This is a genomic window from Streptomyces sp. NPDC018045, from assembly GCF_044327445.1.
Lineage (GTDB): Bacteria > Actinomycetota > Actinomycetes > Streptomycetales > Streptomycetaceae > Streptomyces.
In genome coordinates, this window is sequence record NZ_JBIRFL010000020.1 from 47,313 (window position 1) to 71,545 (window position 24,233).

Below are 24,233 nucleotides of genomic sequence, written 5' to 3' on the forward strand. Positions count from 1 at the left end.
TTCCTGGGACCGTCGGGTCAAGAACACCCCAAGGACCCGCGCCCGGCGGGTCCGGGAGGCGGGAGAAACATGCAGTACGGCAGCGCCCTGCGCGAGGCGGTCCGGTCGCCTCGCACCACACCGCTCATCGGTATCTACGACATGTATTCGGCTTCCATCGCCGCCCAGCACTACGACGGCATGTTCGTCTCCGGTTTCGGGTTCGCCGCATCGTATTACGGCCTGCCCGACATCGGATTCATCGCGTGGCCGGACATGGTGCAGTTCACCGAACGGCTGCGGCTGGCCTTCCCGACCCATCACCTGCTGGTGGACATCGACGACGGCTATGTCGACCCCGAGGTGGCCTGCCACGTCGTCCAGAGCCTGGAGCGCGCCGGAGCCTCCGGCGTGATCCTGGAGGACCAGAAGAGACCCCGCCGGTGCGGTCACGCGGACGGCAAGCTGATCCTCCCGCTGGAGGAGTACCTGGACAAGCTCAACCTGGTGCTGAGCAGCCGCAAGGACCTGGTCGTGGTGGCCCGTACGGACGCCACGGAGGAGGCGGAGATCGTCCGGCGGGCGGCGGCGCTCGCCGAGACGGACGCGGACGTCGTCCTCGTGGACGGGGTGCGCAGCGTGGAGTGGATCGAACGCATCCGGTCCGTCGTGGGCAGCAAACCGCTGCTGTTCAACCAGATCGCGGGCGGCAAGTCGCCACGCCTGTCGCTGTCCGAACTCACCGACCTCGGCGTGGACGTGGCGATCTACAGCACCCCGTGCCTGTTCGCCGCGCACGGCGCCATCGACGGGGCGCTGGCCGACCTGAAGAACGCCGACGGCCGGCTGCCCGTCACGGGCCAGACCGGCAGCGTCGAACTGCGGTGCGCCACCGAGCTGTTGGAGAAGAACATCAGCAGGCATCACGCGCGCCGCGAACCGGCTCCCGTCTGAGATGAGGTTGTCCGCATGGCACCGAACCCCTTCCGGGGCGGCGCCGGACGGCTCCGGGACCGCGCCACGCGGTCCCGGGCCGTGCGCCCGTCCGCGCTGTCCGTCGCCGTCGCCACGGTGATGAGCGTGCTGTGGGGCGGCGCCGCCGCCCAGGCCGCGACGCCGTCGCCGGCGGTCCCGCCACGCCCGCCGTCCCCACCGTGCGAGTCCCAGGACGACGAGGAGGCACCCCCGCCGCCCCGCGCGAGCACCGCCATCGGCCTCCTGGTGGTCGACAACTCCTCGGCGGACTCCTGGCTGGAGGTCGACCGTACGCTCAACACCCTGCTCGCCGGCAAGGGCACGGCCGGCAGCGACCACGACGGGGGCGGCGGCGCCATCGACGTACACACCCGGGACGCGAACGGCCCCGGCGCCGACCCCTCGCGCGTCGGGCACCCGCCCTGGCAGACGGGCGACGATGAGTGACCCGGCGCCGGCCGCCCGGACGGCGCGCCGGCTGACGCGGGCGATCGACCCCTACGTGGCGGCGCTTCTCGGCACCGTCCTGCTCGCCACCCTGCTGCCCGCGACCGGCCGGGGCGCCGTGGCCGCCGACACCGCCGCCGACCTCGCCATCGGCCTGCTCTTCTTCCTCTACGGAGCCCGGCTGTCCACCCGGGAGGCGGTGCACGGGCTACGGCAGTGGCGGCTCCACCTGCTGACCGGGGCGAGCACCTTCGTGCTGTTCCCGCTGCTGGGCCTGGCGGCCGGCGGCCTCGTCCCGTTCCTGCTCACCGACCGGCTGTACACGGGACTGCTCTTCCTGTGCGTCGTCCCCTCGACCGTCCAGTCCTCGATCGCCCTGACCTCCACGGCCCGCGGCAACGTCCCGGCCGCCATCTGCGCCGGTACGTACTCCAGCCTGTTCGGCATGGCCGCCACCCCGCTGCTCGCGGCCTGGCTGATCGGCTCCGCCCTCAACTTCTCGGCGGCGGGCCTGCTGTCCATCGCCACCCATCTGCTGCTGCCCTTCCTCGCCGGGCAGGTGCTGCGCCGGTGGATCGGCGACCGCCTCACCCGGCACAGGAAACCACTCGGCCTACTGGACCGCTGCTCGATCCTGCTCGTCGTCTACACGGCCTTCAGCAAGGGCATGGCGGAGGGGATCTGGCAGCAGGTCACCCCCGCCCGGCTGCTCGCCCTGCTGCTCCTGGCCGCGGGCCTGCTGGCCACGGCCCTCGTCACGACCTCACTGACCGCCCGCCGGCTGGGGTTCTGCCGGGAGGACCGCGTCACCATCGTGTTCTGCGGTTCGAACAAGAGCCTCGCCACGGGACTGCCGATGGCGGCGGTGCTCTTCGGCGGCGCGGCCGGCCTGGTCATCCTGCCACTGATGCTCTATCACCAGCTCCAGTTGATGGTCTGCGCGGTGATCGCCGCCCGCTGGTCCCGTCGGCCGGAGAGCACCCCGGCCGCGCCGGAGCCACCGCTGCGCCTCGGGTCCCGGCGGGTCGAGGGCGAACCGTCGGCCTGACCTGCCCGTACGGGCCCGGGCGCCGGGCCGTCAACACCGTCCGGCCCCGCGTCGCGGACGCGCGGCCGGAGGGACCGGACCGCCCGGCCCCTCCGGCGGCGCCACGGCGGCGTCGTGGGCCGCGAGGAAGGCGGCCACGGCCGGCCGCCAGCCATAGCCCTCCGCGCGCCGCCGGGCCGCCGCACGGCGGTGCGCTTCGGGGCGCCCGAGGACCCGCAGTACCGCGTCCGCGTAGGAGGCGCCGTCGTCGAGGGCGGTGGCGCCGCCGGGGCCGACCAGACCGGCGAGGGCCGACGCGGCGCTCGCCACGACCGGCGTGCCGCAGGCGAGCGCCTCCAGGGCCGCCAGGCCGAACGTCGTCACCGGTCCCGGCGCCAGGGCCACGTCCGCGCCGGCCTGAACGGCGGCCGGCTCACCCGGGTCGGTGACCTGCCCCAGGAACGCCACGGGCAGCCGCTCGGCGCGGGCCCTGGCCGTCAGGCGGGACCGCAGCGGCCCGTCCCCCGCGACCACCAGCGCCGCGTCGACACCGCGCCACCGCAGCTCCGCCAGCGCGTCCAGCGCGTGCCCCGGCCGCTTCTCCGGCGTCAGCCGCGAGCACAGGAGCAGGAGCACCCCGGCGCCGCCCGCACACCGCCGCCGCAGCTCCGGGCTGCGCAGGGCGGGGTGCCGGGCCGTCAGGTCCACGCCCAGCGGCGCCCGTACGACGTTGCGCGCGCCGACCCGGATGAACTCGGCCGCCGCCCATTCCGTCGTGCACACCACGCGGCTGTAGGCGTGCGCGGTCCGGGCGTTGACCCGGTCGGCGGCGGCGCGCGCCGGGCCGCGCGGCACGCCCCAGGTACGGAGCACGCCGTCCACGCTCTCGTGGGACACCATCACCGCCGGGACGCGGGAGCGCCGCGCCCACTCGCCGGTCCACCGCAGCGTCGTCCGGTCGGAGACCTCCAGGCGGTCCGGGGCCAGCGCCTCCAGCACGCGCCGCACGCCGCGCCGGTCGGCCAGGACGCGGCAGCCGCCGGTGCCGGGCAGGACCGGACCGGGCAGCGTGATCACCCGCCCCTGGTCGGTGTCCTCGTCGCGGGCGGCCGGCCCCGGCACGATCAGGACCGGGTCGTGTCCGGCGGCGCGGTATCCGGCGCCCAGGGCACGCAGGGCGGTCCGCAGCCCGCCGGACTCCGGCGTCAGGAAGTTCGCGAGCCGGACGATGCGCAGCCCGGCACCGACGTACCGGGTCTCGTCGGGCACGCACCGCGCGGACGTGTCCGGCCGCGCCGTCATGCCGCCACCGCCGTCCGGCCGGCGAGCACGTCCTCGTAGTGGCCCAGCAGTTCGTCGCCGGCCACCTCCCAGGTACGGTGCTCGACCGCCGTACGGCCCGCGGCGCCCAGCCGCGCACGCGCCGCCGGGTCGCCGGCCAGCAGCCGGACCGCGTCGCACAGTGCCGCCCCGCTCCCCGGCGGCACCAGCAGCCCCGTACGGCCGTGCTCCACGAGGTCCAGCGGGCCGCCCGCGGCGGGCGCCACGGTGGGTACGCCGCCCGCCATCGCCTCCTGGACGGTCTGGCAGAAGGTGTCGTAGCGGCCGGTCTGCACGAACACGTCCAGGGAGGCGACGAGCCGCGCCAGTTCGTCGCCCGTGCGGCTCCCCAGGAAGCGCACACCGGGCAGGGCGGCGCGCAGACCGGGGGCGCTCGGGCCGTCCCCGATCACCACGGTCCGTACGCCGGGCAGTCGCGAGACGGGGGCCAGCAGCCGCACCTCCTTCTCGGGGGCGAGCCGTCCGACGTACCCCACCAGCACGTCCCGGCCCGCGGCGAGCGAGCCGCGCAGCACGTTGTCGCGGCGGGCGGGGTGGAAACGCGCGGAGTCCACCCCGCGCGGCCACAGCCGGAGCCGGGGCACGCCGTGCGCGGCCAGGTCGTGCAGGGCGGAGGTGGACGGGGCGAGCGTCCGGTCGGCCGCGGTGTGCACCCTCCGCAGGCGCCACCAGGCCGCGGCGCCTCCGGTGCGCAGGTAGGCGTGGGCGTAGCGGCCCAGGTCGGTCTGGTAGACGGCGACGGCGGGCACGCGGCGCCGCGCGGCGGCGGCCATGGCGCGGGCCCCCAGGACGAACGGGCTCGCCAGGTGCACCACGTCCGGGCGGTGCCCGTCCAGCGCGGCGGCCAGCCGGCGGCTGGGAAGCGCCACCCTGACCTGCGGGTAACCCGGGAGCGGCACCGAGGGCACCCGGACGACGGGGCAGGGGCGGGCCGGCCCGCCGTCCGGTGCCCCGCCGGCGCCGGCCGGGGCGACGACGAGCACGTCATGACCCCGCCGGACCAGGTGCCGGGCGGTTTCGAGGGCGCAGTACGCGACGCCGTTGACGTCGGGCGGGAACGACTCGGTGACGATGACAACACGCATACGGCTGTTGTCGGCCCGCCGGGCGTGGCCCCGGCCACGTGGATCTGTCCAGCCGGAGAACGTCCCATGAGCGTTGGCGCCCGCGCCGGGCGCACCGGCGGCGGCGTGGCGGCCGGTGCGCCCCCGGCGCGCTCAGAGCGCCGGTGCGTCCGGCCCGAAGCGGCTGCGTACCGCCGTCTGCACCTCGGCCTCCTCGGCCGGGTCGGCGGCCAGCCGGCGCAACTGCTCCACGACGCGGTCGTCGCCGGTCGCGGCATGCCGGGCGGCCAGCTCGCGGGTGCTCTCCTCGCAGTCCCACAGGCACTCGACGGCGAAGCCCGCCGGGAACCCGGGGTCGGTGCCGGCCAGCGCGCCCGCGGCGCGGCCTCTGAGGTGGGAGGAGGAGGTCTCGCGGTAGATGTGGCGCAGCACCGGCGCCGCACAGGCCACGCCCAGCCGGCCCGCCCCGTCCACCAGCTCCCACAGCCCGTCCGCGTTCGGGCCCTCGGTCCGTACCGTACGGCGCAGGGCCGCCAGCACCAGGTCGGCGTCGCCGCGGCCGCCGCGGCGGGCCAGCATCGTGGCACCGGCCGCGCCGAGGCGGTCGGGACGGCGGGCCCACCGGCGGGCCCGCTCGATGGCGGCCGGGCCGCGCATCCGCTCGAAGGCGGCGAGCGCGGCCTCGGCGAGCGGCCGGCTGGAGAAGGGGTCGGCGGCCGCGGCCTCGATGAGGTCGAGGGCGTCCGGGTCGTCGCGCTCGGCGAGGTGGCGCAGGGCGGCGGCGCGGGCGGCGTCCGGGCCGGTGCGCGCGGCGCGCACCAGCTCGGGGCGGTCCTCGGGGCCGGCGACGGCCGCCAGGCAGCGGGCGGCCGGGACCTGGCGCCACTCCTCGGGGTGCAGCGCCAGGCCCTCCTGGGCCCAGTCGAGGACCTCGGTGACGCTCCAGCCGGGGCGGGGGCCCGCGGGCCGCATCTGGCGCTGCCAGCGGTCGAAGCAGCCCTGTTCACGGGCGGCGCGGATGCGTTCGCCGTAGCGGGGGTCCTCGGCCCACAGCCGCCACGGGCGGGGTTCGAAGGCGTCCCGTACGGCGGCGGCCAGCTCGGTGTCGCCCTCGGCGGTCCGCGGGAAGCGGGCGAGGACGGCGGGGGCGAGGGTCGCCAGGCCCGCGTCGTCGTCCCGCAGCGCCAGCTCGTCCAGGGCCCAGCGCCAGTTCGTCCCGGCGGCGGCGTAGCTGCGCAGCAGCAGGAGGGCCGCGTCCCGGCCGTACGAGGCGAGGTGGCCGAGCACGGCGAGCGCCAGGCCCGTGCGCTCCTCACCGGGGTCGGTGAGGTCGTCGGGGTGGAAAAGATGCCGTTCGATCTCTTCGAGTCCGCCGTCGAGCTGCATGTAGAGGCGCGCGTAGTACAGGGAGCGGTTCTCGACCTGCCAGTCGCGCCGGGGGTCGCGCAGCACGCTGTCGTTCAGTGCCGCGAGCGCCTCGGCCCGCGGCGCCGCGAGGGCATGCAGGGTCCCGTCGCCGCGGCCTCGCTGCAGGAGGCCGAGCAGGGTGCCACTGGGCGCTATGTCTGGATCGAACATGAGGTCAGCATCCGGTGCGGGGGGCAGGCTGGCAACGGGATTTCCGCTGACCGGCATTCTTGCCGGTGACCGCGGGTCGTATGCGTCGTTCCCACCATGGATCGGTGGTGGCGAGCGCGCTACGGCGGGCGCAGCCTAGCCTGGAACGCTTCCTTCCGCCGATTCGGCCGAGGGTTGCCCCCAGGGAGGCCGGGGGCATATGCCGAATGCACCACCGTATCGGGTAATGCCAAATCCCTTACGGGCGGTCGCAGCCTGTGCAACAGTCGTTACCGGCCCTTCCGTCAGACCAGGCCCCGGCGCCGCCTGATATCGGAGTACGTCATGCCGTCCCCTCTCTTCGCGGACCGACCAGCCGCCCAGCCGCCCGAGCGCGACGTGGTCGAGGCCCTGATCACCCAGGCACGCCGGTTGCGGGGCGGCCTGGACGCCGTACGCCGGGAGACCTCGGCGGGCGGTGACGGGCCCGACGACCCCCAGCTCCGCTGGCAGCGGGCGCTGTGCGACCTCGCCGTCCACCACCTCGACGACCTCGGCGGGCACCTGGACCAGCTCCGGGAGGGCCTGCCCACCGACCCGGGGGCGGCCGCGGCGGCGGACGAGGACCGGCTCCCGGTGGCGCCGCCCGAGCCCGCCGGTCACCCGCCCGGCTCGCTGCTCAGCCGGGTCGGCAGCGCCGAGTGGAATCTGCTCACCGACGAGGTGAGCTGGTCGGAGGAGCTGTTCGGCATCTTCGGCCGGGACCCGGCCGAGGGCCCCCTGACACTGGACGAGCTGCCGTCCCTGGTCTTCTGCGAGGACCAGCAACTGCTGACCACGATGGTCACGGACTGCCTGGTGGACGGCCGGCCGATCGACGGCGAGGTCCGCATCGTACGGTCCGACCAGAGCGTCCGTACGGTGCACATGGTGGGCGAGCCGGTGCTCGAAGCCGACGGCAGCACGGCGTGCATGTGGGCCGTGCTGCGCGACGTCAGCGAGCTGCGTCGCAGCCAGCGGGCGGTGCGCGAGACCCGTGACTCGCTGCAGCGCCAGCGGCACATGGCGCAGACCGAACACCGGCTTGCGGTCGAGCTGCAGGAAGCCGTGCTGCCGCCGTGGCGCGGCTCCCTGCGGTTCCCGCAGGGCGGGCCCGTGGCGCTCGACCTCGCCGCCCGTTACCTCCCTTCCGGCACCAGCGCCCTGATCGGCGGTGACTGGTACGACGCGTTGCAACTCCCGGACGGCAGGACGCTGCTGAGCGTCGGCGACCTGACCGGCCACGGCGCCACCGCCACGTCCGGCATGGCCATGGTGCTCGGCGCGCTGCGCGGCATGGCGGTGTCCGGCCAGGATCCGGGCCCGCTGATGGGCTACCTGAACCAACTGCTCGACACCTCCACCCAGCCCGCCCTGGGCAGCGCGGTCTGCTGCCGCTTCGACCCCGCCTCCCGTCAGCTCGTCTGGGCCCAGGCCGGGCACCCCGCCCCGCTGCTGTTCCGGGACGGCACGGGAAGCCCGCTGAGCCCCCCGGAGGGCGTCCTGCTCGGTGCCACCACCGGAGCCGCCTACACGCAGCGTCGCGAGCAGTTGCGGTCCGGCGACCTGTTGGTGCTGCACACGGACGGTCTGGTGCCGCGCCGGTCGCACGGCGCGCTCGCGCCCCACGAGGGTGCCGAGCGCCTCCTGTCGCTGGCACCGCGGTTCGCCTCGGCGCGGAACGCGCAGGACTGTGTCCGCATCATCGCCGAGGAGTTCGGCAGTACCGAGCGCGAGGACGACGCGTGTGTGCTGATCGCCAGGGTGAGCGGATGATCCTGGCCCGGCAGGTGCCGGAGAGCGGCACCGTCGCGGTCAGATCCGCAGGTTGGTGCCCACCGGACCGATCCCCGGGCCCAGGCCCTTCCCCTTGGCCTTCGGCATGACCCGCTGGATCTCCTCCCGCAGATCCTGGATCTTGGCGTAGTCCGCGTACTGACCGGTGAGCCGGTACATCTCCCGCAGCCGGTCCCAGGTGCGGTGGGAGGAGTTCTCCTTGATGGACACCAAGGCCAGCCGGGCGTAGCGGTCGGCCTGTTCGGGGTCGTTGCCGATGAAGCAGGCGGAGGCCAGCGAGAGGTAGTCGAAGATCTGCGACCGCTGCCGGCCGTCGTCGCGCAGCCGCAGTGCCTGCTTGGCGTGCGCCTGGGCGACCTTCGCCGCCCTGGGGTCGTGCTCGGCCAGCGTACGGAAGGCCAGCGCCTGCATGCCGTGCAGGTCCGCCTCGTCGAACATCTGCATCCAGCTCGGCGGCGGCACGTCACCCCGGTCGGAGACGAACAGCTCCTCCGCCTCGCCCAGGGTGCGCCGCATGGCCTGGCCCTGCCCCTTGCTCGCCTGGGCCCACGCCTCGATGGTGTAGAGCATCGCGCGGGTCCGGGGCAGGGTCTCACCGCCCGAACCCGACTTGGCCAGCTTCATCAGGTCCAGGGCGTCGTCGGGGCGGCCCAGGTGCACCATCTGGCGGGCCGCCCGGGAGAGCGCCTCGCCCGCGCGCGGGCGGTCGCCGCCCTCGCGCGCCGAGTGGGCGGCGATGACGAAGTACTTCTGGGCGGTGGGCTCCAGCCCCACGTCGTGGGACATCCAGCCCGCCAGGACGGCGAGGTTGGCCGCCACCCCCCACAGCCTGCGCTGCAGATGGTCGGGGTGGCGGTAGGCGAGCATGCCGCCCACCTCGTTGAGCTGGCCCACCACGGCCTTGCGCTGCAGCCCGCCGCCGCGGGCCGCGTCCCAGGCGCGGAAGACCTCGACCGAGCGCTCCAGGGCGTCGATCTCCTGCGACCCCACGGGGGCCGCCTCGTAGCGGTCGAAACCGACCTGGTCGATGGTGTCGGCGGTGAACGGGTCGTCGAATCGGGGGGCGTCGGCTGCCAGCGCCGGATCGGTGTGCAGCCAGTCGTGCATGGCGCTGCTGAGTGCGGAGCCCGCGGCGAGCGCCGCGCCCGCGCCCACCAAGCCGCGTCGGTTGAGCATGAGGTCCATTCCCGTGAATTCCGTGAGGACCGCCGCCGTTCGCTCGGGCGGCCACGGGAGACCGTCCGTGGCATGTTTCCTCCCCGCGCGCCCGGAACGACCGAACCCGAGGTCCTCGATGGTTACGACACGGCCGAGACGCTCGGTGAACAGGGCTGCCAGCACCTTGGGCACCGGGTCGCGCGGGGTCTCCCCCGTGTCGATCCAGCGCCGGACCCGCGAGGTGTCGGTCGCCAACTGCGGATGCCCCATGGCGGCCGCCTGCCGGTTGACCAGTCTCGCCAGCTCGCCCTTGGACCAGCCGGCCAGGCCGAAAAGGTCCGCGAGACGGGTGTTCGGCTCCCTGTCCACGTCAAGCCCCCAGGTTCCTCGACTGACTTGACAGTAACGGCCCGCCGAGGACGCCCGCGAGCATTCGCCAGGGTTCGCCAGGGTCCGCCAGATGGTCTGCCACCCGCGCCCGCGTGTTCTGTAGAAGTGCAGCCTCCGGCCCGGTGTCGGTACCGCATTCCCCAGGGTGCGGACACCGGATCCCGGGCCTTCGGGCCCCGGGTCGCCGGGCCGGGAGCGGCACCGCAACTCGTCGGCGCACGAAGGGATCTGTCTCACCCATGTACGCAGCATCGTCCGCCGTGAGCGCCCCGAACCGGCCGTACCGTCCGCAGCCTCCGGGGAGCGGACCGTATCTCGACCCCTCCCAGTCTCCGGGGGCGGTCTCCGGCCTCACCGGCGGCCGCAACCGGCGGGTGCAGGGGGGAGGCGCCCAACCGCTCAGCGGGAGACTCGACTTGTCCGGCCCCCAAGGCGCTCAGCTACGCGCCGCGGTCGCCTCCGTGCACCGCATCTGTCCCGAGTTCCATCCGGTCCAGGTGCTGCGCCGGAGCGGCAAGTCCGTCCTCCTGGTGGGCACCACCGGCCGTACGACCGCGGTCGCCAAGTGTTTACTGGACCACTCCCCCGCCTGGGCCGAGCGGTTCCGGCACGAAATAGCTGCGTATCGGTCCTTCGTACGCCACCGCCCGCCGGTGCGCGTACCGAGGCTGGTCGCCGCGGACCCCGACCATTGCACCCTGGTCGTCGAACGGATGCCCGGCCGGGTCGCCTCCCTCCAGCGGCACCCGACCGAAGCACCGCCGCGCGCCGACGTACGGGCCGCGCTCGGCGCGATCTGCCGGGTCAACCTCTGGCGGCCGCCGGCCGGGATGTTCGACGCGCCCCTGGACTACGCGGGGCGGATCGGGCGCTTCCACGACCTCGGCCTGCTGACCGACCGCGACCTGGGCGACCTGCAGAAACTGCTGCGCGGCCTGGCCCACACCCAGGGCCAGTTCTGCCACGGCGACGCGCTGCTCAACAACGTCCTGCTCTCCCCCGCCGGCCCCGTCCTGCTCGACTGGGACCACGCCGGCTGGTACCTGCCGGGCTACGACCTCGCGACGCTGTGGTCGGTGCTCGGTGACGCCCCTGTGGCGCGCCGCCAGATCAGCCAGCTCGCACAGGCCGCCGGACCGGCCGCGCGGGACGCCTTCCTGGTGAATCTGATGCTGGTGCTCACCCGCGAAATACGGCGTTACGAGACCGCCGTGCAGCGCACCATGCGCGAGCCCACGCCGACGGGCACGCCGGGGCCGGGACACCCCGGTGCGCTTGCGGCGGGCGAGGAGCAGCGGCTGCTGCTGCGCCGACTGCACGACGACTGCCAGATGGCACGCCGTGCGGTACGGGCGGCGGTCGGCACCCGCTGATCCGCCAAGGGGGTAGGTGAGCGGCACGCCGTACAGGGCGTGCCGCTCACGTGTGTCCGGGACTGCCGGACCCGCGTACCCGCACGGGGTTGCGAGCGGCGCGCTGACATACGAAACCCGTGTGGCGCACGGTGATTGACGGATCGTCGGCCAGGCGATAGCTGTAGGAATCCCTTCCGCGCACGGCCGTATGCACACCATCCGCCAGACGCCCCGGCTCGTTCCGGTCGGCCACAGGAGGCTGCGTTGCGAGGATCCGACGAGAAGAGCACCCCCCGCTCCAGAACGCGCAGGGCCGCCACCGCCGTCGCGGCGGCGGCCTTGTTGCTGCCCCTGGTCTCCGCCGCGCCGTCCGCCCCGGCCGGGCAGCCCCGCGCCGCGGCGGCGCGGCCCGCCGCCGGCGCCCTCCAGCAGGCGTTCGCCGACGCCGCCGCGCGGTACGGCGTCCCACGGGACGTGCTGCTGGCCGTCGCGTACCTGGAGTCACGCTGGGACGGGCACGGTGGCGCGCCCAGCGTCTCCGGCGGCTACGGCCCGATGCACCTGACCGATGCCCGTACGGCGCTGGCCGAGCGGCCGCACCACAGCGACGGCGACGAGGACCCCCGCGGCGACGGCTCCCGCGCCCGCAAGCGGGCCGGCGCGCGGCTGCCGGCCCCCACCGAGCCGCCCGCCCGGCTGCGCACCCTGGAGCGCGCGGCGCGGCTGACCGGGCTGCCCGCCGAACGGCTGCGGCGGGACCCGGCGGCCAACATCCGCGGCGGCGCCGCGCTGCTGGCCGCGGAGCAGCGCCGCGTGGGGCCGCGCTCCGCCGACCCGGCCCGGTGGTACGGGGCCGTCGCCCGCTATTCGGGCGCCGACGACGTCCGGACGGCGGCGGGCTTCGCCGACGACGTGTACGACGTCCTGCGGCAGGGGCAGTCCCGTACGACCGACTCGGGCCAGCGGGTGACGCTGCCCGCCGCGCCGGGGGTGGCGGCGGACCGGTCCGGGCTCGGGCACCTCGGGCTGCAGTCCGCCGCGCCGGCGGGCGGCTCCCGCCTCGAATGCCCGCACACGGTCTCCTGCGTGTCCGTCCCCGCGCCGTACGAGGAGTTCGGCGACGGTGACTACGGCAACCACGACAAGGCGGACCGGCCGCGGGACCAGCGGGTCGACGCCCTGGTCATCCATGACACCGAGGGGTCGTGGGAGACGGCGCTGAAGCTCATCAAGGACCCGGCGTACGTGTCCTGGCACTACACGATCCGGTCCTCGGACGGGCTGATCGCCCAGCACGTGCCGACGAAGGACGTCGCCTGGCACGCGGGCAACTGGTACGTCAACGCGCACTCCGTGGGGATCGAGCACGAAGGATTTCTGGAGGCTCCGGACGCCTGGTACACCGAAGCGATGTACCGGGCCTCGGCACGGCTGGTGCGCCATCTGGCGCGCAAGTACGACCTGCCGCTGGACCGGCAGCACATCATCGGCCACGACAACGTGCCGGGCACCACACCCGCCACGATCAAGGGGATGCACACCGACCCCGGCCCGTTCTGGGACTGGGCGCACTACTTCCGGCTGCTGGGCAAGCCGTTCGTCCGCACGGCGGGCCCCAGGGGCGGCCTGGTCACCATCCGCCCCGACTACGACCTGCACCGGCCCCGCTACACCGACTGCGGGAAGCCGGGGCAGCCGTGCGCGCCGCACGGGTCGACCGCGGTGCGCCTGCACACCGCGCCGAGTGCGAGCGCCCCGCTGGTCAGGGACATCGGGCTGCGGCCGGACGGCGGTCCGTCGACGACCGGCGTGAACGACACCGGCGCCCGCGCCACCACCGGCCAGCGGTACGCGGTCGCGGAGCGCCGGGGCGAGTGGACGGCCATCTGGTACCTCGGGCAGAAAGCGTGGTTCCACAATCCGCCGGAGCAGCCCACCGCGGTCGACGCGCAGGGTCTGGTGATCACGCCGAAGGCGGGCCGGGCGGACATCCCGGTCTACGGCCGGGCGTATCCGGAGCAGGCGGCCTATCCGGCGGGCGTGCCCGTACAGGCCGTCACCCCGCTCCCGTACAAGCTCCTGGCCGGCCAGCGCTACGCCGTCGGCAACCGGGTGCGCGGCGAGTACTTCTACGCCCCGACGTACGACCTGTCCCGGCACGCGGTCGTGCGCGGCCAGGACGTCTACTACGAGATCCAGGCGGGGCACCGGGTGGGCTACGTACGGGCGGCGGACGTCGACGTACGGTCTTCGCACCGCTAGCGGCCGGACGGCGCCGTGCCCGGTGGACGGCCGGGGACGGCGCTCAGCCCTGCTGGAACATCTCCGCGGGCAGCGGCTTGAGCAGGGCGTACAGGTCGTCGGTGATCGGCCGGTCCCAGCTCGCGATGGTGACCAGCACGCCGTCGCTGCGGTCGAACTGCGCGCAGGAGATCCGGCCCTCCGAGCACTTGACGCGCTTGACGATCAGCAGATTGTCGTCGTGCATGACCGGGGTGTCCTCGGTCTCGACGACGGTGACCGGCTCGTCGTTGCCGAGTGCGGCGAGGAGTTGCGCCACCTCGAACGGCACCTGGCCGTCCGCCAGGTCGCGCGCCGGGGAGCCCTCCGGGAGGTTGCCGATGATCATCGCGGGGCCACGGCCGCCGAACAGGTCGTAGCGCAGGAAGACCCCCTGGCAGCTCCCGTCGGGGGCGGGCAGCAGCCCCGCTCCGAGATTGCCGGGCCAGTCCCCGGGGTCCATGGCGAGGACGTCGAAGTCAGGCCCGGCGGGCGTGGCTGCGCTGCGGCGGCGGAGGAAGGACATACCGCCATCGTACGTGGCTGCCGACGGCCTGCGGGCCCGGCGTCAACCCAGCGGTGGCGCGGTCGGCCCGGAGCCCGGGGCGGATGTCTCCAGCAGCCGCGGCAGGCCCTCGTAGTCCGTGCCCATCTTGCGGCAGACGCTGGACAGCAGGCGGGTCACGACCGTCTCCGGGGTGGCCAGCTCCTCGGCGATGCGGCTGGTGGTCCAGCCCAGCGCGAGCCGTTCGGCGGCCGCCCGCTCCTGGGCGGTGAGTGCCTCGGTGCCGGTGCTGTGGAGCTGGAGCGGGCGCAGACCGGCCGCGGACAGCTCGTCGCGGGCGCGTTCCGCGAGGCCGTCGGCTCCGCAGTGGACCGCGCCCTCCAGTCCGCGGTAGAGCCGCTCGGCGGCGTCCTGGGACAGGCCGGCCCGGCGCAGGGCCGCTCCGTGGTCGACCAGGGCCTCGGCCAGCGCGTGGCCGGCGGGCGAGTGCTCCAGTTCCCGTACGGCCTCGGCAAGCAGTGTGAGGGCCCGGCCGCCGCCGATCACCGTGGCGGCGCAGTGCAGTGCCTCGCCGATCGCCGTCGCGGTGCCGAACCTGCGGGCCCGCCGTACGCCTTCCTCGGCCAGCTCGACGGCGCGCGGGCTGTCGGTGAGCGCCGTGGCGCGGGCGAGGTGGAGCTGCCAGGGGCACCAGGCGGGGTTGCGCATGCCGCGGGCATCCAGCCGCCTGCCGACCGCCTTGAGGTGGTGTTCGGCGTGCCGGTGCAGTCCGCGGGCGAGCAGCAGTTCGCTGTAGACGGTGCGGGAGTCGGGGTAGACGACGGCGTTGGGTACGACGTCTCCGTAGCTGAAGTGGTCGGCGAGCTCCTGGGCGTCCTCGACGCGGCCGCGGGCGAGCAGGATCTCGATGAGGATGCCGATGGCGTACCACTGGGCGGGCACCGCGCCGCCGACCCGCTCGGCGATCCGCAGTCCCTCGCGGACCAGGGTCTCGGCCTCGGCGAGCGCGCCGCGGCGGTAGCGGATGTAGCCGAGCAGGGCGTGGCCGAAGGCCAGGTGGGCGCCGCGCCAGCCCTTGCGCTCGCACTCGGCCATGCCGCGGGTGAACAGTTCCTCGGCGCGGCCGGGCTGGTCGCAGTACATGAACGTCATGGCGACGGCGACCGGGACCTCGAACCCGCGGTTGTCCTCGGTCCAGCTCAGCCCGCCGACCAGCGCCCGCTCGGCGTAGCGCAGGGCGGTCCGGGCGGGCTCGCCGTGCACCACGCAGTCCCAGCCGCGCAGCCCCAGGATGTAGCGCTCGGCGAGGCCGTCGCCGGTGAGGTGGTCGGCGAGCCGGGCCAGCCTGCGGGAGCGGGCGGCGGAGTCCGGTTCGTCGGCGCGGAAGGCGCTCCACACGAAGTTCTCGGCCTGCATCCGCAGCCGGGTGCCGGGCAGGCTGGTGCGGCGGGCCTCGTCGGCGGCGAGCGCCGCGGCCTCGGCGACCTGGTCGGTGTGGGCGAGGGCCTGGGCCAGCCGGTAGGTGATGGCTTCGCGCAGCTCGGGGTCGACGTCCGGTTCGTCCAGGGCTTCGCGGAGGTAGTTGACGGTGATCTCGGGGGCGGAGAGGAAGGTGGCGGCGCCCAGTTCGAACAGGACGGCGGCGCGGTTCTCGGGCGAGGGCGGCTCCCGCAGGGCGCGGGCCAGGAAGCGGCGGGCGGCGTCGGGCGCGCCGGCCCGTACGTACTCCCGCGCGGCCTGGCGCAGCCGGTGGACGACCCAGTCGTCTCCCTGGCAGGGCACCTCCAGCAGGTGCCGGGCGGCGACCGTCGGTCCCAGTCCGGCTTCCACCACCGCTTCGGCGGCCATGTTGTGCATGCCGACGCGCAGCGCGGTCGGGATCGCCCGGTGGACGGCGGTGGCGATCAGCGGGTGGGCGAACTGCAGGACGCCGTCCGGGGCGCCGGCCTGGGCCAGGATGCGTGCCTCGCGGAGCTGGGCGACGGCCTCGACCGCCGACTCGGCGCCCAGCGCGGCGACTCCGGCGGTGATGTCGGGGGTGGCCGAGGTGCCCAGGACGGCGATCGCCCAGGCGAGGCGGACGGCGGGGCCACCGAGCCGGTCCAGCCGGTCGACCAGGCCCTTGCCCTTGACGGCCGAGGCGAGTTCGCGCAGCGCCGGCAGGTCGTCGCGGCCGCCCTTGAGGCCGCGTTCGCGCAGTCCGGCGGCGAGTTCGACGGCTTCGAAGGGGTTGCCGTCGGTGATCGCCCAGCATTCGGTGCAGAACTTGTCCTCGGCCGTGCCGCCGATCGCCTCGCGGATGATGCTGGTGACCGCGTCGCAGGTGAGTGGGGTGAGGGTGAAGGGGCGGACGGCGTGGCGTTCGGCGAGCTTGCGGAAGGGGGCCGCGTCGCGCGGCAGTTCCTCGGGCCGGTAGGCGACCACCACGAGCATCGGGAGGTCCTCGGCCCGGGGCGCGAACGCGGTGAGCCAGCCCAGGGACTCCTGGTCGGCCCAGTGGGCGTCGTCCAGGACCAGCACGGTGGGTGCCTGCTGCACGGCGAGGCGGGTGACCAGCCAGTCGAGGCCGTCGCGCACGCCGGTCGGGTCGGGCACGCTGCTGCCCGCGTCGGCCACGAGGCCGAGGGCCGGGGCGACGATGTCGTACCAGCTTCCCAGGACGGTGCGGGAGGCCGCCTCGTCGTACGCGGCCAGGACGGGCTGCACGAGCTGGCGTACGACGTGGAAGGCCATGCCGTGTTCCTGCTCGCCGCCGCGCGCGGAGAGTACGGTGCAGCCGTGTGCCGCGGCACGGGCGCGGACCTCGGCGAGCAGCGCGGTCTTGCCCATACCGGCGGACGCGGCGAAGGTGAGCAGGCCGCCGCGCCGGGCGGCGGCGGGGCCGCCACCGGGGCCGCAGAGCCGGTCCAACGCCGCCTCCAGGGCTTCGAGTTCGGCGTTCCGTTCGAGCAGGGCCCGCCGCGCGGTGCGCGCCTGCTCCCATCCGTGGGCCATGACTGAATCCGTTCGCCGCGTGGGTGCTCCCGCCCGCCGCGAGTGCGGGCCCGTCACGGCCGCACTCTGCCTGCGATAGCGCAGAGCGTACGCCCATACGGACCCGCGGTAACCAGGATGAGTGACATGCTGCACACAGCGGGCCGGGCCGTGCTATAAGCGCCCGCGTATAGCCCTCCCGGCCTGCCCGGAACCCCCACAAGCAGCCACTCTTACGGGTGAACCGGTTGTGCGCCGAGGCCAGTCGCGCCGCCCGGCGCGCAGGTCAGTGGCGCCCCGGCGGGAGCGCCCCCTCGGTACGCAGCCGGGTCACGAGATGACGGGCGGCCCGCTCACCGGAACACACGCTGCTGTTGGTGGTGGAGTGCCCCAGCAGGTCGCCGCCGGCGAGCTGGACGCGGCCGTGCGGGTCGCATCCGGCCGCGAAGCGGGCGATGGCGCGGTAGTCCCCCGGCCGTCGGCCGATCAGACACGGCGAGACGCGCCAGATGTGCGTCATCGTGGTGTGCCGTTCCAGCTCGGGCAGGACGCCCATCCGCCGCACGCCCGCCAGAACGTGGTCCACCACCTTGTCGTCCCCCAGGTCCCAGTTGCGGTCCGACCACGCGCCGCGCAGGTGGGTCATGACCAGCCCGGCCCCCGCGGGCACCCGCTGCGGGGAGAGGTTGTGCTCCAGTACGAACGCGCAGAGGTCCGGGTGTTCGACGCGGGACGCCTGCACCAGCATCGCCCGCTCCGCCGTCGGGCGGTCCAGCCCGAAGGCGACGTGGATGCTGCGGGCGTACGGGGCGTCGTCCAGGAACTCGCGCTGCTCGGGCGTGAGTTGCCCGTAGAGTGGCGGTACCTGCGGCGGTGGTACGGCCAGCACGCAGGCGGCGGCGCTCTCCAGGTGCTCCGCCTCGCCCGGCCGGTGCCAGGTGACCGCCACCTCGTCGCCGCGGTCCTCGACGGAGGTGACCCGGGCCCGGTACTCGACGGTGAGCTGCCGGGCCAGCCCCTTGGGCAGGAAGCCGACGCCTTCCTTGGAGGTGAAGAAGCCCCCGCCGCACAGGATGACGTCGATGAAGACGAACGGCATCGCGGCCGAGACCTCTTCCGGCTCGCCCAGACACAGCCCCGAGACGAGCGGGTCGAGCAGATATTCCAGGGTCTCGGGCCGCAGGCCGCGGCGGGTGGCGTACTGGTGGACGGACTCGAAGTCGGCGGCGGCCATCGGGGACATGTCGTGCGGGGTCAGCAGCGGGCGGAGGCGGCGGTAGTCGCGCAGCAGCTTGGCGACGTCGCCGAGGGGGAAGCTGGTCAGCAGCCCGCCGGTGGCCAACTGCCGGCGGGAGCCGAGCCGGACCCGGTCCACCCGGCCGCCGCGGACCAGGCCGAACAGATCACTACCGGGGACGACCTCGCCGGCCAGGCCGGCCGCGGCGATGAGGCGGATCAGTTCGCGGTAACTGTGGATGAGGATGGTCGCCGCCCGGTTGACGGCGAATCCCGAGACGTTGACGGTGGCCATCCGGCCGCCGGCCAGCTCCGGCGGGGCGCTCTCCAGGACGACGGTCTCACAGCCGGCCCGCTGGAGCCGGAAGGCCGCGGACAGACCGGCGATACCGCCGCCCACCACGACGACACGGGGCTTTGCACTCACAACGGTTCACCCTTCCTGCCGGTGCCCGGCCGCGCCCGCCGGGGCGCCGGCACGGGTACCGGGACGTGGGGACAAGGCCGAAGGGTCCGAGGGGGCCGCCGGGAACGGGCCGGCCCCCGTGGACCGCGGAGCCGGGGGACGGGCGTCCCCTGCGGGCTCACATCGCGGGGCTCAACTGGTCCCACCACCACGCGACGGGGCGCAGCGGCAGCGGTTCGAGGCTCCCATCACTGGGCGAGTCCGCCCAGACACCGAACGCGGGCGCCGGATCGGGGGCGGCACCCGGGTCGGACCGGTAGCGGGGGGTCACGGCGCTGTAGTCCAGGTTGCCCCGGATGAAGTGGTCCAATTGGCCGAGGTAGCAGCGCACCTCGGGAGTGGCCCGTGCGGCGGTCCGGTCCCGCAGGGTGACGTACAGGCACATCAGACGGTCGTGCAGCGCGGCCGCCCGGGTCATGGCTTCCTGGGGCGGCACGCGCAGTTCGTGCTCCAGGACACCGACGAGATTGGACTCCAGGGACTGCTCCTTGACCTCGCGGTGGTACGAGTAGACATCGTTGGCGAAGGTCACGAGCGCCGACGCGATCTGGGTCAGTGCGCGTATTCGGGGTGTCTCGGCCTCCTCGTTGGGCAGCGAGGTGCCCTCCGCCATCTCGATGACGGCGATGGACGCCTTGGTGCCGCGGTCCCGGGGGCCGATGACGAGGTACTCCTCCAGGCTCGGTACGGTGCCCGAGGCCCGCTGGCCCATGCCGACGCACGCGGCGAGAAACCATTCGGCGACGCCGTCGACCCAGCGCCGTACGACCGTGCCGGAGGCGTGGCGCCGGTAGCGGTGCGAGACCTCTCCGAAGGCCGCGGTGTAGGGGTCGGCCGACGCGTCGTCGGTGGTCTCGGGGTGGTCGGCCCCGTGGATCACCTGGACGGCCATCGGGAGGAAACGTTCCGGGTTCCGGCTGAAGAGCCCGCCGTCCAGGTAGACGTCGTCCAGCAGCAGGCCCAGGCAGGACCAGTCGGCCCCGATCTGGAGCGGGTCGGTGGCGCCGTCGGGCGCGATGCGGCAGGCCCACTCGGCGGTGCGGTTGGCCAGTACCTGGGCGTGGTGGAAGTCGTTGTCGCAGAACCCGAACCGCGCCATCCAGTCCACCACCCGCTGTTCGATGCCGGCGGTCTCGTGGTGCGGCGCCGCCGGGATGGGGCAGAAGAGCTGGGGGACGACGACGGCGGAGTGCGCCGCCGTCGGGTGCGGGTCGTTCTCCGGCCGGGCCCCTCGTAACGGGACCGCGGCCGACCGGCCGGGAATCTCGTGTTCCGGGGCGCCGTAGCCTGTTGCCTGCATGGTTCTCTCCATGTTCATGGTGCTTGAGGCGGCACCGCCGGCGCTGCGCCGCCGTCCGGCCTGCTGCGGGGCTCGCAGACCATGGGCAGCGGGCCCGGGCTCAGCACGGCCGCCGGGACCGGTCGTACGGTCCTGGCGGCCGGCGGGCGCAGGCGCCAGCGCGCGGCGATGGCGGCAAGGGCGAGCACGGCTTCGGTCATCGCGAAGTGGTCGCCGATGCACTTGCGGTTGCCGGCGGCGAACGGGAGCATCGCACCGCTCGGAACGCTTCCCGCGCGTTCCGGCAACCATCGATCGGGGTCGAACCGTTGGGGGTCGGGGAAGGCCACCGGGTCCTGGTGCAGCACGTACGCGCTGTACAGAACGGTGCTTCCCGGTGCCAGCCGGTGGCCGGCCAGGGTGGTCTCGGTGGTGGTGACGCGGGTCAGCGCCCAGCCGGGCGGATACATGCGCAGGGCTTCGGTGACCACGCGTCGGGCGTGGCCGAGCCGGGGCAGGTCTCCGGGGGCCGGAGGGCGGCCGTCGAGCACGGTGTCGACCTCGGCGTGCAGCCGGCGTTCCTCCTCGGGGTGGGTCGCCAGGAGGTGGAAGGTCCAGGCGAGCGCCAGCGCGGTGGTCTCGATCCCGGCCACCAGGAAGGTCATCAACTGGTCGTGGGCCTCTTGGTCGGTGAGCGGTTCCTTGTCGTGGGATGCCTCCCGGGAGGTGGGGCAGCCGGCTTCCGGGCCGTCCGCGCCGGCGCCCGGTGCGGACGTGCCGTCCGCTGCCGCGTCGTTGCCGGTCGCGGGGGCGCCGTCGGCGGTGGCTTCGAGGAGTGTGGCCAGCAGGTCGTCGTGCCCGGCGGGGCGGGCGCGGCGTTCGGCGATGATGCCGTCGATGATGTGGTGCAGCCGGGACAGGGCCCGGTCGAAGCGGCGGTTGCCGGGGGTCGGGAGCTTGTAGAAGGGGCCGAGCGGGACGACCGCGCGCAGCAGCACGCCGCGCATGGCGGTCGCCAGGCAGGCGCGCACCTCGGCCGCGATGCCCGGGTCGAGGGAGGTGGACATCAGCACGCCGGTGGTCACCCGGGCGGAGAGGTCCATCATCGCGTCGGTGACGTCCAGCGTCCGGCCCGGCCGCCACTCCCGGACGGCGGTGTCGATCTCGGTGCTCATCACCGTGGCGTAGTCGGCGATCCGGGAGGGCCGGAAGCAGGGCTGGGCCAGCCGGCGTTGCCGGCGGTGCGCGTGCTGGGGGCAGGTGACCAGGCCGTTGCCGAGCACGATGCGCATCGTGTCGTACAGCGGCCCGCCTTTGTCGTAGGTGCGCGGGTCCATGAGGATCTGCTGCACCAGGCCCGGGTCGCAGGCCAGCCACACGCGCTGCGGGCCGAGGCGGATCGCGACCAGGTCGCCGTGGGCGGGCAGCGAGGCGAGGAATTCGAGCGGGCGCCGCCACAGCGGGAGCGCGTGTCCCAGCAGCGGGACGCCGCCGGGCGCCGTCGAGACGGTCCAGGCGTCCGGCGCGGCGGCCGCGGGGCCGTGCGGTGCGCGGACGCCCGCCTCTCCACGTATTCCCATCGGGGACCACCTCGTTGTTCGGCCGGTGCCCCGGGCCGCCGTCGGGCGGGGTCCGGGGGCGGAAGGGGGCGGGTAGATGTGACGCACCATTACCTACCCGGGGCACCCTGCCGGTCCCATGGACATACTTTCTCAAGGGGGCGCGTCGGAGTGGGGTTCAGCTCACCGGAGCGGCCTACGCTGAAACGGTACGGCGCGCGCCGGAGCCGCCCCGACGTCGGCAGTATCGTTTCGCTTCCGAGGTGGGCGCCGTGGGGCGGACAACCGTTCGCGCAGACGTGGTGACGCGCCGGGGCCGTCCGTCCGCACACGCCGTTCCTGGCCGTGGTGACGTACGGCGGGGGCGAGTGGTATAGAGCCGCGCACCGGCGGACGGGGGCCGGCGGAGCATCCGTACCGGCCGTGGACCGGAAGCGAATCATCCACCTTTCAGATCACCGCCTCTTCGTACCCTCCACGTCTTCTTGAGTTCACTAGGACCGGGTACCCGTCCCTTTGTGTCGGTGCTTTTCGTTCCGCATGTATGCCTGACACTCCTGTGGATCAGCCGGTACGACGTCTCGGCCGGCGCTTCTTCAAGCCCGTTGGCATCTCCGACTCCCCCGCAACCGACCGGCCGGCGGCCGAAGCGGAATGCGAAAGGGAATACTTCCGCCCGGAACTCTCCGCCGATCTGCTGGACCGCCTCGGCGCGGAACTCGACCGGATCAAGGCGACGCTGTGGTCGCAGCAGACCGAAGCCGAGTACGGCACCGGGCCCCGGCGGTGCTGAAGGCGGCACGCGCCGCCTGACAGCCCGGGCCTCGACGCCGCCGCCCAGCCCGCAGGGAAGTTGCCGTGTACGATCCCCCCACCCTCCACCTGTTGATGCCGTCCACCGCCGACGGGTACCGGATCCCCGCCCAAGTCACCTCGGAGCCCGACCTGACGGCCGCCTTCGGTCTCGCCGACGGTCCCCTCTTCCGCGACCAGCCGGCCCACGAGAGCCTGGCCGACGCCTACGACGACTACGCCGCGGCACCGATGGTCGTGCCCGACGACCTCGACGCCGAACTGGCGCAGTTGCTGGACACCGCCGAACAGCCGCCCGTCACCGGCCCCGTGCCGGCGGCCGAGCGGCACAGCCACCGCAAGCCGTCCTTCCTGCACGCCGCCCGCGCCGGCCGGGAGGAGGGCACCCTGTCGTGGCGGCGCACGCTGAGCGTGGTCACCGTCGCGCTGACGTCCCTGATCGTGCTGGCGGTCGCCCTGCTCGCCGCGGTGGCGTCCTATCCGCCGCTGCGGGCACTGGCCGGTGAGGCCGCTTCGCCGCGCATCGCGCAGCTCTGGCCGCTGCTGGTCTACGGGCCGTGGACGGCCGCCATCCTGTCCATCCTGCGGGCCCGCACCCACCGGCGCCGCACCGCCCACTCGTGGTGCGTCGTGATCTTCTTCGCGGCCGTGGCCACGGTGCTGTGCATCGCCAAGGCGCCCACCACCCCGGCGGGCATCACCGTGGCGGGGCTGCCGCCGGTGACCGTGCTGCTCTGCTTCCACCAGCTCATCCGCCAGCTCGACCCCGGGCCCCCGGCGGCGGCCACCCGGCACGCGTACTCCAACCGCGGCGCCCACCGGCACCGTTCCGCCCGCTGAGTTCCTCCAGCCGCCCGCGCCCCGGCGGTCCTCCGCGCGGAGGACCGCCGGGGCGCGGCGGTTGTCGCATTTCGCCGTTCGGACCGTTGTGCTTTCCCGTGCGCGGTTCTCGGACGACGGCGGGAAAAGCTGCGTGACGCGTTCCCCGTACGGTTGCCGGAATGCCGTGTCCCGGCGATCGGCTGATCCTTCGATCAGCCTGTTGACCGGGTGTATTCCGGTCGGCGCCGGAACGCCGGCGGCGTTTCGAACCGTCGCGCGCGGGCGCCTCGGCAGAATTGTCCCTACGCCCCCATTGCGCCCGCCTGTTGGGAGGAAACTCCGCAGCAGAAACGTTGTTTGAGCCGACCGAGCGTATCCAGTAATTCCGTTATTCGTTGGTGGAGGCGTGAAGCCGTGCGTCAGTGCCCGACGAAGGAGTGTGCAGCGATGGCAGTGAGTTGGGCGAAGAGAATCGCTGTCACGGAACCCGCCCCGAAGCCCGTCCGTTACGCCCGCTATCTGGCGCCGCACTGGCAGGGGCTGCTCCGGGTGGACAGCGAGAACGGGATCGGCATCGTTCCGGCCGTCGCGTTCTTCGGCGTCCTCGCCTCCATCCTCTTCGGCGCGGGCGGCGCGGGGGTGGCGCTGCTGGTCGACATGGCCATGGACCGCGACCACCTGGCGCGCGCGTGGGTGACGTTCGACCTCGTGGTGGTCGTTGCGCTGGCCCTCTCGTACTGGCTCGTCGGCCGGTACGGCCTGCGGTTCTACGACACCGACCCGGCCACCAACGACCTGTGGCGGCTGATCACCGTCGCCAACACCGCCTGGCGGTCGCTGCCCCGGGCGCACCGTACGGCCCAGAAGCCGCGACTGCGTGCCGTGAACACAGCCGCCCGCATCCTGCTCGCCGACCCCGAGGACACCCGTACGCACCAGATGCTCCACGCGCACGCGGACGTGCTGCGGCACCTGGCCACCACGGTCCTCGCGGACACCCAGCATGGCCAGCCGCCGGAGCCCCCCACCGCGTACGCGTCCCGCGCCGCCGAACCGGCCCCCCGCGCCGAGCACGGCCCGGTCTCGGCGAACTCCCTGGAGCGGGCCCGCTCCATCCCCAATCAGCCGTGATATCGCGGCAATTGGCCACCCGAGCGCGGGCGGGAGTCTC

At 74.2% G+C, this 24,233-nt stretch carries 18 protein-coding genes; 9 read left to right on the plus strand and 9 right to left on the minus strand.

What is annotated here, in order from left to right; translation table 11 throughout:
• The first annotated feature begins 69 nt into the window (after nt 1–69).
• From ACH4EB_RS29950 to ACH4EB_RS29960, 3 genes are read left to right on the plus strand one after another with little or no spacing between them, the layout of a single operon-like run.
• Nucleotides 70–933, plus strand: a complete 864-nt coding sequence (locus ACH4EB_RS29950; protein WP_398351083.1) for an oxaloacetate decarboxylase — start codon at nt 70–72, stop codon at nt 931–933.
• Nucleotides 934–948: 15 nt separating this feature from the next.
• A complete protein-coding gene (locus tag ACH4EB_RS29955; protein WP_398351084.1) occupies nt 949–1,401 on the plus strand; it encodes a hypothetical protein in 453 nt (150 codons plus the stop codon).
• A complete protein-coding gene (locus ACH4EB_RS29960) occupies nt 1,394–2,449 on the plus strand; it encodes a bile acid:sodium symporter family protein (protein WP_398351085.1) in 1,056 nt (351 codons plus the stop codon). The genes ACH4EB_RS29955 and ACH4EB_RS29960 overlap by 8 nt, the downstream gene beginning before the upstream one ends.
• A gap of 30 nt (nt 2,450–2,479) precedes the next feature.
• On the opposite strand, the gene ACH4EB_RS29965 is transcribed toward ACH4EB_RS29960, so the two are convergent.
• The 3 genes from ACH4EB_RS29965 to ACH4EB_RS29975 all read right to left on the minus strand — a co-directional run bounded on the left by ACH4EB_RS29965 (nt 2,480) and on the right by ACH4EB_RS29975 (nt 6,411).
• The gene (locus ACH4EB_RS29965) at nt 2,480–3,730 is read right to left on the minus strand and encodes a glycosyltransferase (RefSeq protein WP_398351086.1); all 1,251 of its coding nucleotides are present in this window, start codon (nt 3,728–3,730) and stop codon (nt 2,480–2,482) included.
• Nucleotides 3,727–4,854, minus strand: a complete 1,128-nt coding sequence (locus ACH4EB_RS29970) for a glycosyltransferase family 4 protein (protein WP_398351088.1) — start codon at nt 4,852–4,854, stop codon at nt 3,727–3,729. Before ACH4EB_RS29970 ends, ACH4EB_RS29965 begins: the two co-directional genes overlap by 4 nt.
• A 132-nt stretch (nt 4,855–4,986) precedes the next feature.
• A complete protein-coding gene (locus ACH4EB_RS29975) occupies nt 4,987–6,411 on the minus strand; it encodes a HEAT repeat domain-containing protein (protein ID WP_398351090.1) in 1,425 nt (474 codons plus the stop codon).
• 324 nt (nt 6,412–6,735) lie between these two features.
• Here ACH4EB_RS29975 and ACH4EB_RS29980 point away from each other — a divergent pair, with 324 nt between their 5' ends.
• The gene (locus ACH4EB_RS29980; RefSeq protein WP_398351091.1) at nt 6,736–8,205 is read left to right on the plus strand and encodes a PP2C family protein-serine/threonine phosphatase; all 1,470 of its coding nucleotides are present in this window, start codon (nt 6,736–6,738) and stop codon (nt 8,203–8,205) included.
• A 39-nt stretch (nt 8,206–8,244) separates the two neighbouring features.
• On the opposite strand, the gene ACH4EB_RS29985 is transcribed toward ACH4EB_RS29980, so the two are convergent.
• The gene (locus ACH4EB_RS29985; RefSeq protein WP_398351092.1) at nt 8,245–9,753 is read right to left on the minus strand and encodes a hypothetical protein; all 1,509 of its coding nucleotides are present in this window, start codon (nt 9,751–9,753) and stop codon (nt 8,245–8,247) included.
• Between the two features lie 260 nt (nt 9,754–10,013).
• Here ACH4EB_RS29985 and ACH4EB_RS29990 point away from each other — a divergent pair, with 260 nt between their 5' ends.
• Both ACH4EB_RS29990 and ACH4EB_RS29995 read left to right on the plus strand, forming a co-directional pair.
• Nucleotides 10,014–11,147, plus strand: coding sequence for an aminoglycoside phosphotransferase family protein (locus ACH4EB_RS29990; RefSeq protein ID WP_398351093.1), 1,134 nt, complete (start codon nt 10,014–10,016; stop codon nt 11,145–11,147).
• Nucleotides 11,148–11,393: 246 nt separating this feature from the next.
• On the plus strand, nt 11,394–13,391 hold the full coding sequence (locus ACH4EB_RS29995; protein WP_398351095.1) for an N-acetylmuramoyl-L-alanine amidase: 1,998 nt from the start codon (nt 11,394–11,396) through the stop codon (nt 13,389–13,391).
• A 43-nt stretch (nt 13,392–13,434) separates the two neighbouring features.
• Here the strand turns inward: ACH4EB_RS29995 and ACH4EB_RS30000 are convergent, their stop codons facing one another.
• The 5 genes from ACH4EB_RS30000 to ACH4EB_RS30020 all read right to left on the minus strand — a co-directional run bounded on the left by ACH4EB_RS30000 (nt 13,435) and on the right by ACH4EB_RS30020 (nt 21,448).
• Nucleotides 13,435–13,935, minus strand: a complete 501-nt coding sequence (locus ACH4EB_RS30000) for a hypothetical protein (protein ID WP_398351098.1) — start codon at nt 13,933–13,935, stop codon at nt 13,435–13,437.
• 42 nt (nt 13,936–13,977) lie between these two features.
• Nucleotides 13,978–16,908, minus strand: coding sequence for an ATP-binding protein (locus ACH4EB_RS30005; RefSeq protein ID WP_398351099.1), 2,931 nt, complete (start codon nt 16,906–16,908; stop codon nt 13,978–13,980).
• 265 nt (nt 16,909–17,173) lie between these two features.
• A complete protein-coding gene (locus ACH4EB_RS30010; RefSeq protein ID WP_398351100.1) occupies nt 17,174–18,550 on the minus strand; it encodes a protoporphyrinogen/coproporphyrinogen oxidase in 1,377 nt (458 codons plus the stop codon).
• A 157-nt stretch (nt 18,551–18,707) separates the two neighbouring features.
• Nucleotides 18,708–19,889: a terpene synthase family protein gene (locus tag ACH4EB_RS30015; protein ID WP_398351102.1), complete on the minus strand. Its 1,182-nt coding sequence runs from the start codon at nt 19,887–19,889 to the stop codon at nt 18,708–18,710.
• Nucleotides 19,890–19,903: 14 nt separating this feature from the next.
• The gene (locus tag ACH4EB_RS30020; protein ID WP_398351104.1) at nt 19,904–21,448 is read right to left on the minus strand and encodes a cytochrome P450; all 1,545 of its coding nucleotides are present in this window, start codon (nt 21,446–21,448) and stop codon (nt 19,904–19,906) included.
• A 523-nt stretch (nt 21,449–21,971) separates the two neighbouring features.
• Here ACH4EB_RS30020 and ACH4EB_RS30025 point away from each other — a divergent pair.
• The 3 genes from ACH4EB_RS30025 to ACH4EB_RS30035 all read left to right on the plus strand — a co-directional run bounded on the left by ACH4EB_RS30025 (nt 21,972) and on the right by ACH4EB_RS30035 (nt 24,193).
• Nucleotides 21,972–22,220, plus strand: coding sequence for a hypothetical protein (locus ACH4EB_RS30025; protein ID WP_398351105.1), 249 nt, complete (start codon nt 21,972–21,974; stop codon nt 22,218–22,220).
• A gap of 65 nt (nt 22,221–22,285) precedes the next feature.
• Nucleotides 22,286–23,080 carry a DUF2637 domain-containing protein gene (locus ACH4EB_RS30030; protein ID WP_398351106.1) on the plus strand — a complete coding sequence of 265 codons (795 nt, stop codon included), beginning with the start codon at nt 22,286–22,288 and terminating at the stop codon, nt 23,078–23,080.
• A gap of 429 nt (nt 23,081–23,509) precedes the next feature.
• Nucleotides 23,510–24,193 (plus strand): hypothetical protein, encoded by a 684-nt coding sequence (locus ACH4EB_RS30035; protein ID WP_398351107.1) that lies wholly within the window; start codon nt 23,510–23,512, stop codon nt 24,191–24,193.
• Nucleotides 24,194–24,233: the final 40 nt, after the last annotated feature.

Bases quoted from the DNA above. Each gene is read 5' to 3' on its own strand.
- ACH4EB_RS30020 (WP_398351104.1), bottom strand. From the start codon at position 21,448: ATGGGAATACGTGGAGAGGCGGGCGTCCGCGCACCGCACGGCCCCGCG.
- ACH4EB_RS29955 (WP_398351084.1), top strand. From the start codon at position 949: ATGGCACCGAACCCCTTCCGGGGCGGCGCCGGACGGCTCCGGGACCGC.
- ACH4EB_RS29960 (WP_398351085.1), top strand. From the start codon at position 1,394: ATGAGTGACCCGGCGCCGGCCGCCCGGACGGCGCGCCGGCTGACGCGG.
- ACH4EB_RS29965 (WP_398351086.1), bottom strand. From the start codon at position 3,730: ATGACGGCGCGGCCGGACACGTCCGCGCGGTGCGTGCCCGACGAGACC.
- ACH4EB_RS30005 (WP_398351099.1), bottom strand. From the start codon at position 16,908: ATGGCCCACGGATGGGAGCAGGCGCGCACCGCGCGGCGGGCCCTGCTC.
- ACH4EB_RS30015 (WP_398351102.1), bottom strand. From the start codon at position 19,889: ATGCAGGCAACAGGCTACGGCGCCCCGGAACACGAGATTCCCGGCCGG.
- ACH4EB_RS29980 (WP_398351091.1), top strand. From the start codon at position 6,736: ATGCCGTCCCCTCTCTTCGCGGACCGACCAGCCGCCCAGCCGCCCGAG.
- ACH4EB_RS30000 (WP_398351098.1), bottom strand. From the start codon at position 13,935: ATGTCCTTCCTCCGCCGCCGCAGCGCAGCCACGCCCGCCGGGCCTGAC.
- ACH4EB_RS29970 (WP_398351088.1), bottom strand. From the start codon at position 4,854: ATGCGTGTTGTCATCGTCACCGAGTCGTTCCCGCCCGACGTCAACGGC.
- ACH4EB_RS29975 (WP_398351090.1), bottom strand. From the start codon at position 6,411: ATGTTCGATCCAGACATAGCGCCCAGTGGCACCCTGCTCGGCCTCCTG.
- ACH4EB_RS30025 (WP_398351105.1), top strand. From the start codon at position 21,972: ATGCCTGACACTCCTGTGGATCAGCCGGTACGACGTCTCGGCCGGCGC.
- ACH4EB_RS29990 (WP_398351093.1), top strand. From the start codon at position 10,014: ATGTACGCAGCATCGTCCGCCGTGAGCGCCCCGAACCGGCCGTACCGT.
- ACH4EB_RS29950 (WP_398351083.1), top strand. From the start codon at position 70: ATGCAGTACGGCAGCGCCCTGCGCGAGGCGGTCCGGTCGCCTCGCACC.
- ACH4EB_RS30035 (WP_398351107.1), top strand. From the start codon at position 23,510: ATGGCAGTGAGTTGGGCGAAGAGAATCGCTGTCACGGAACCCGCCCCG.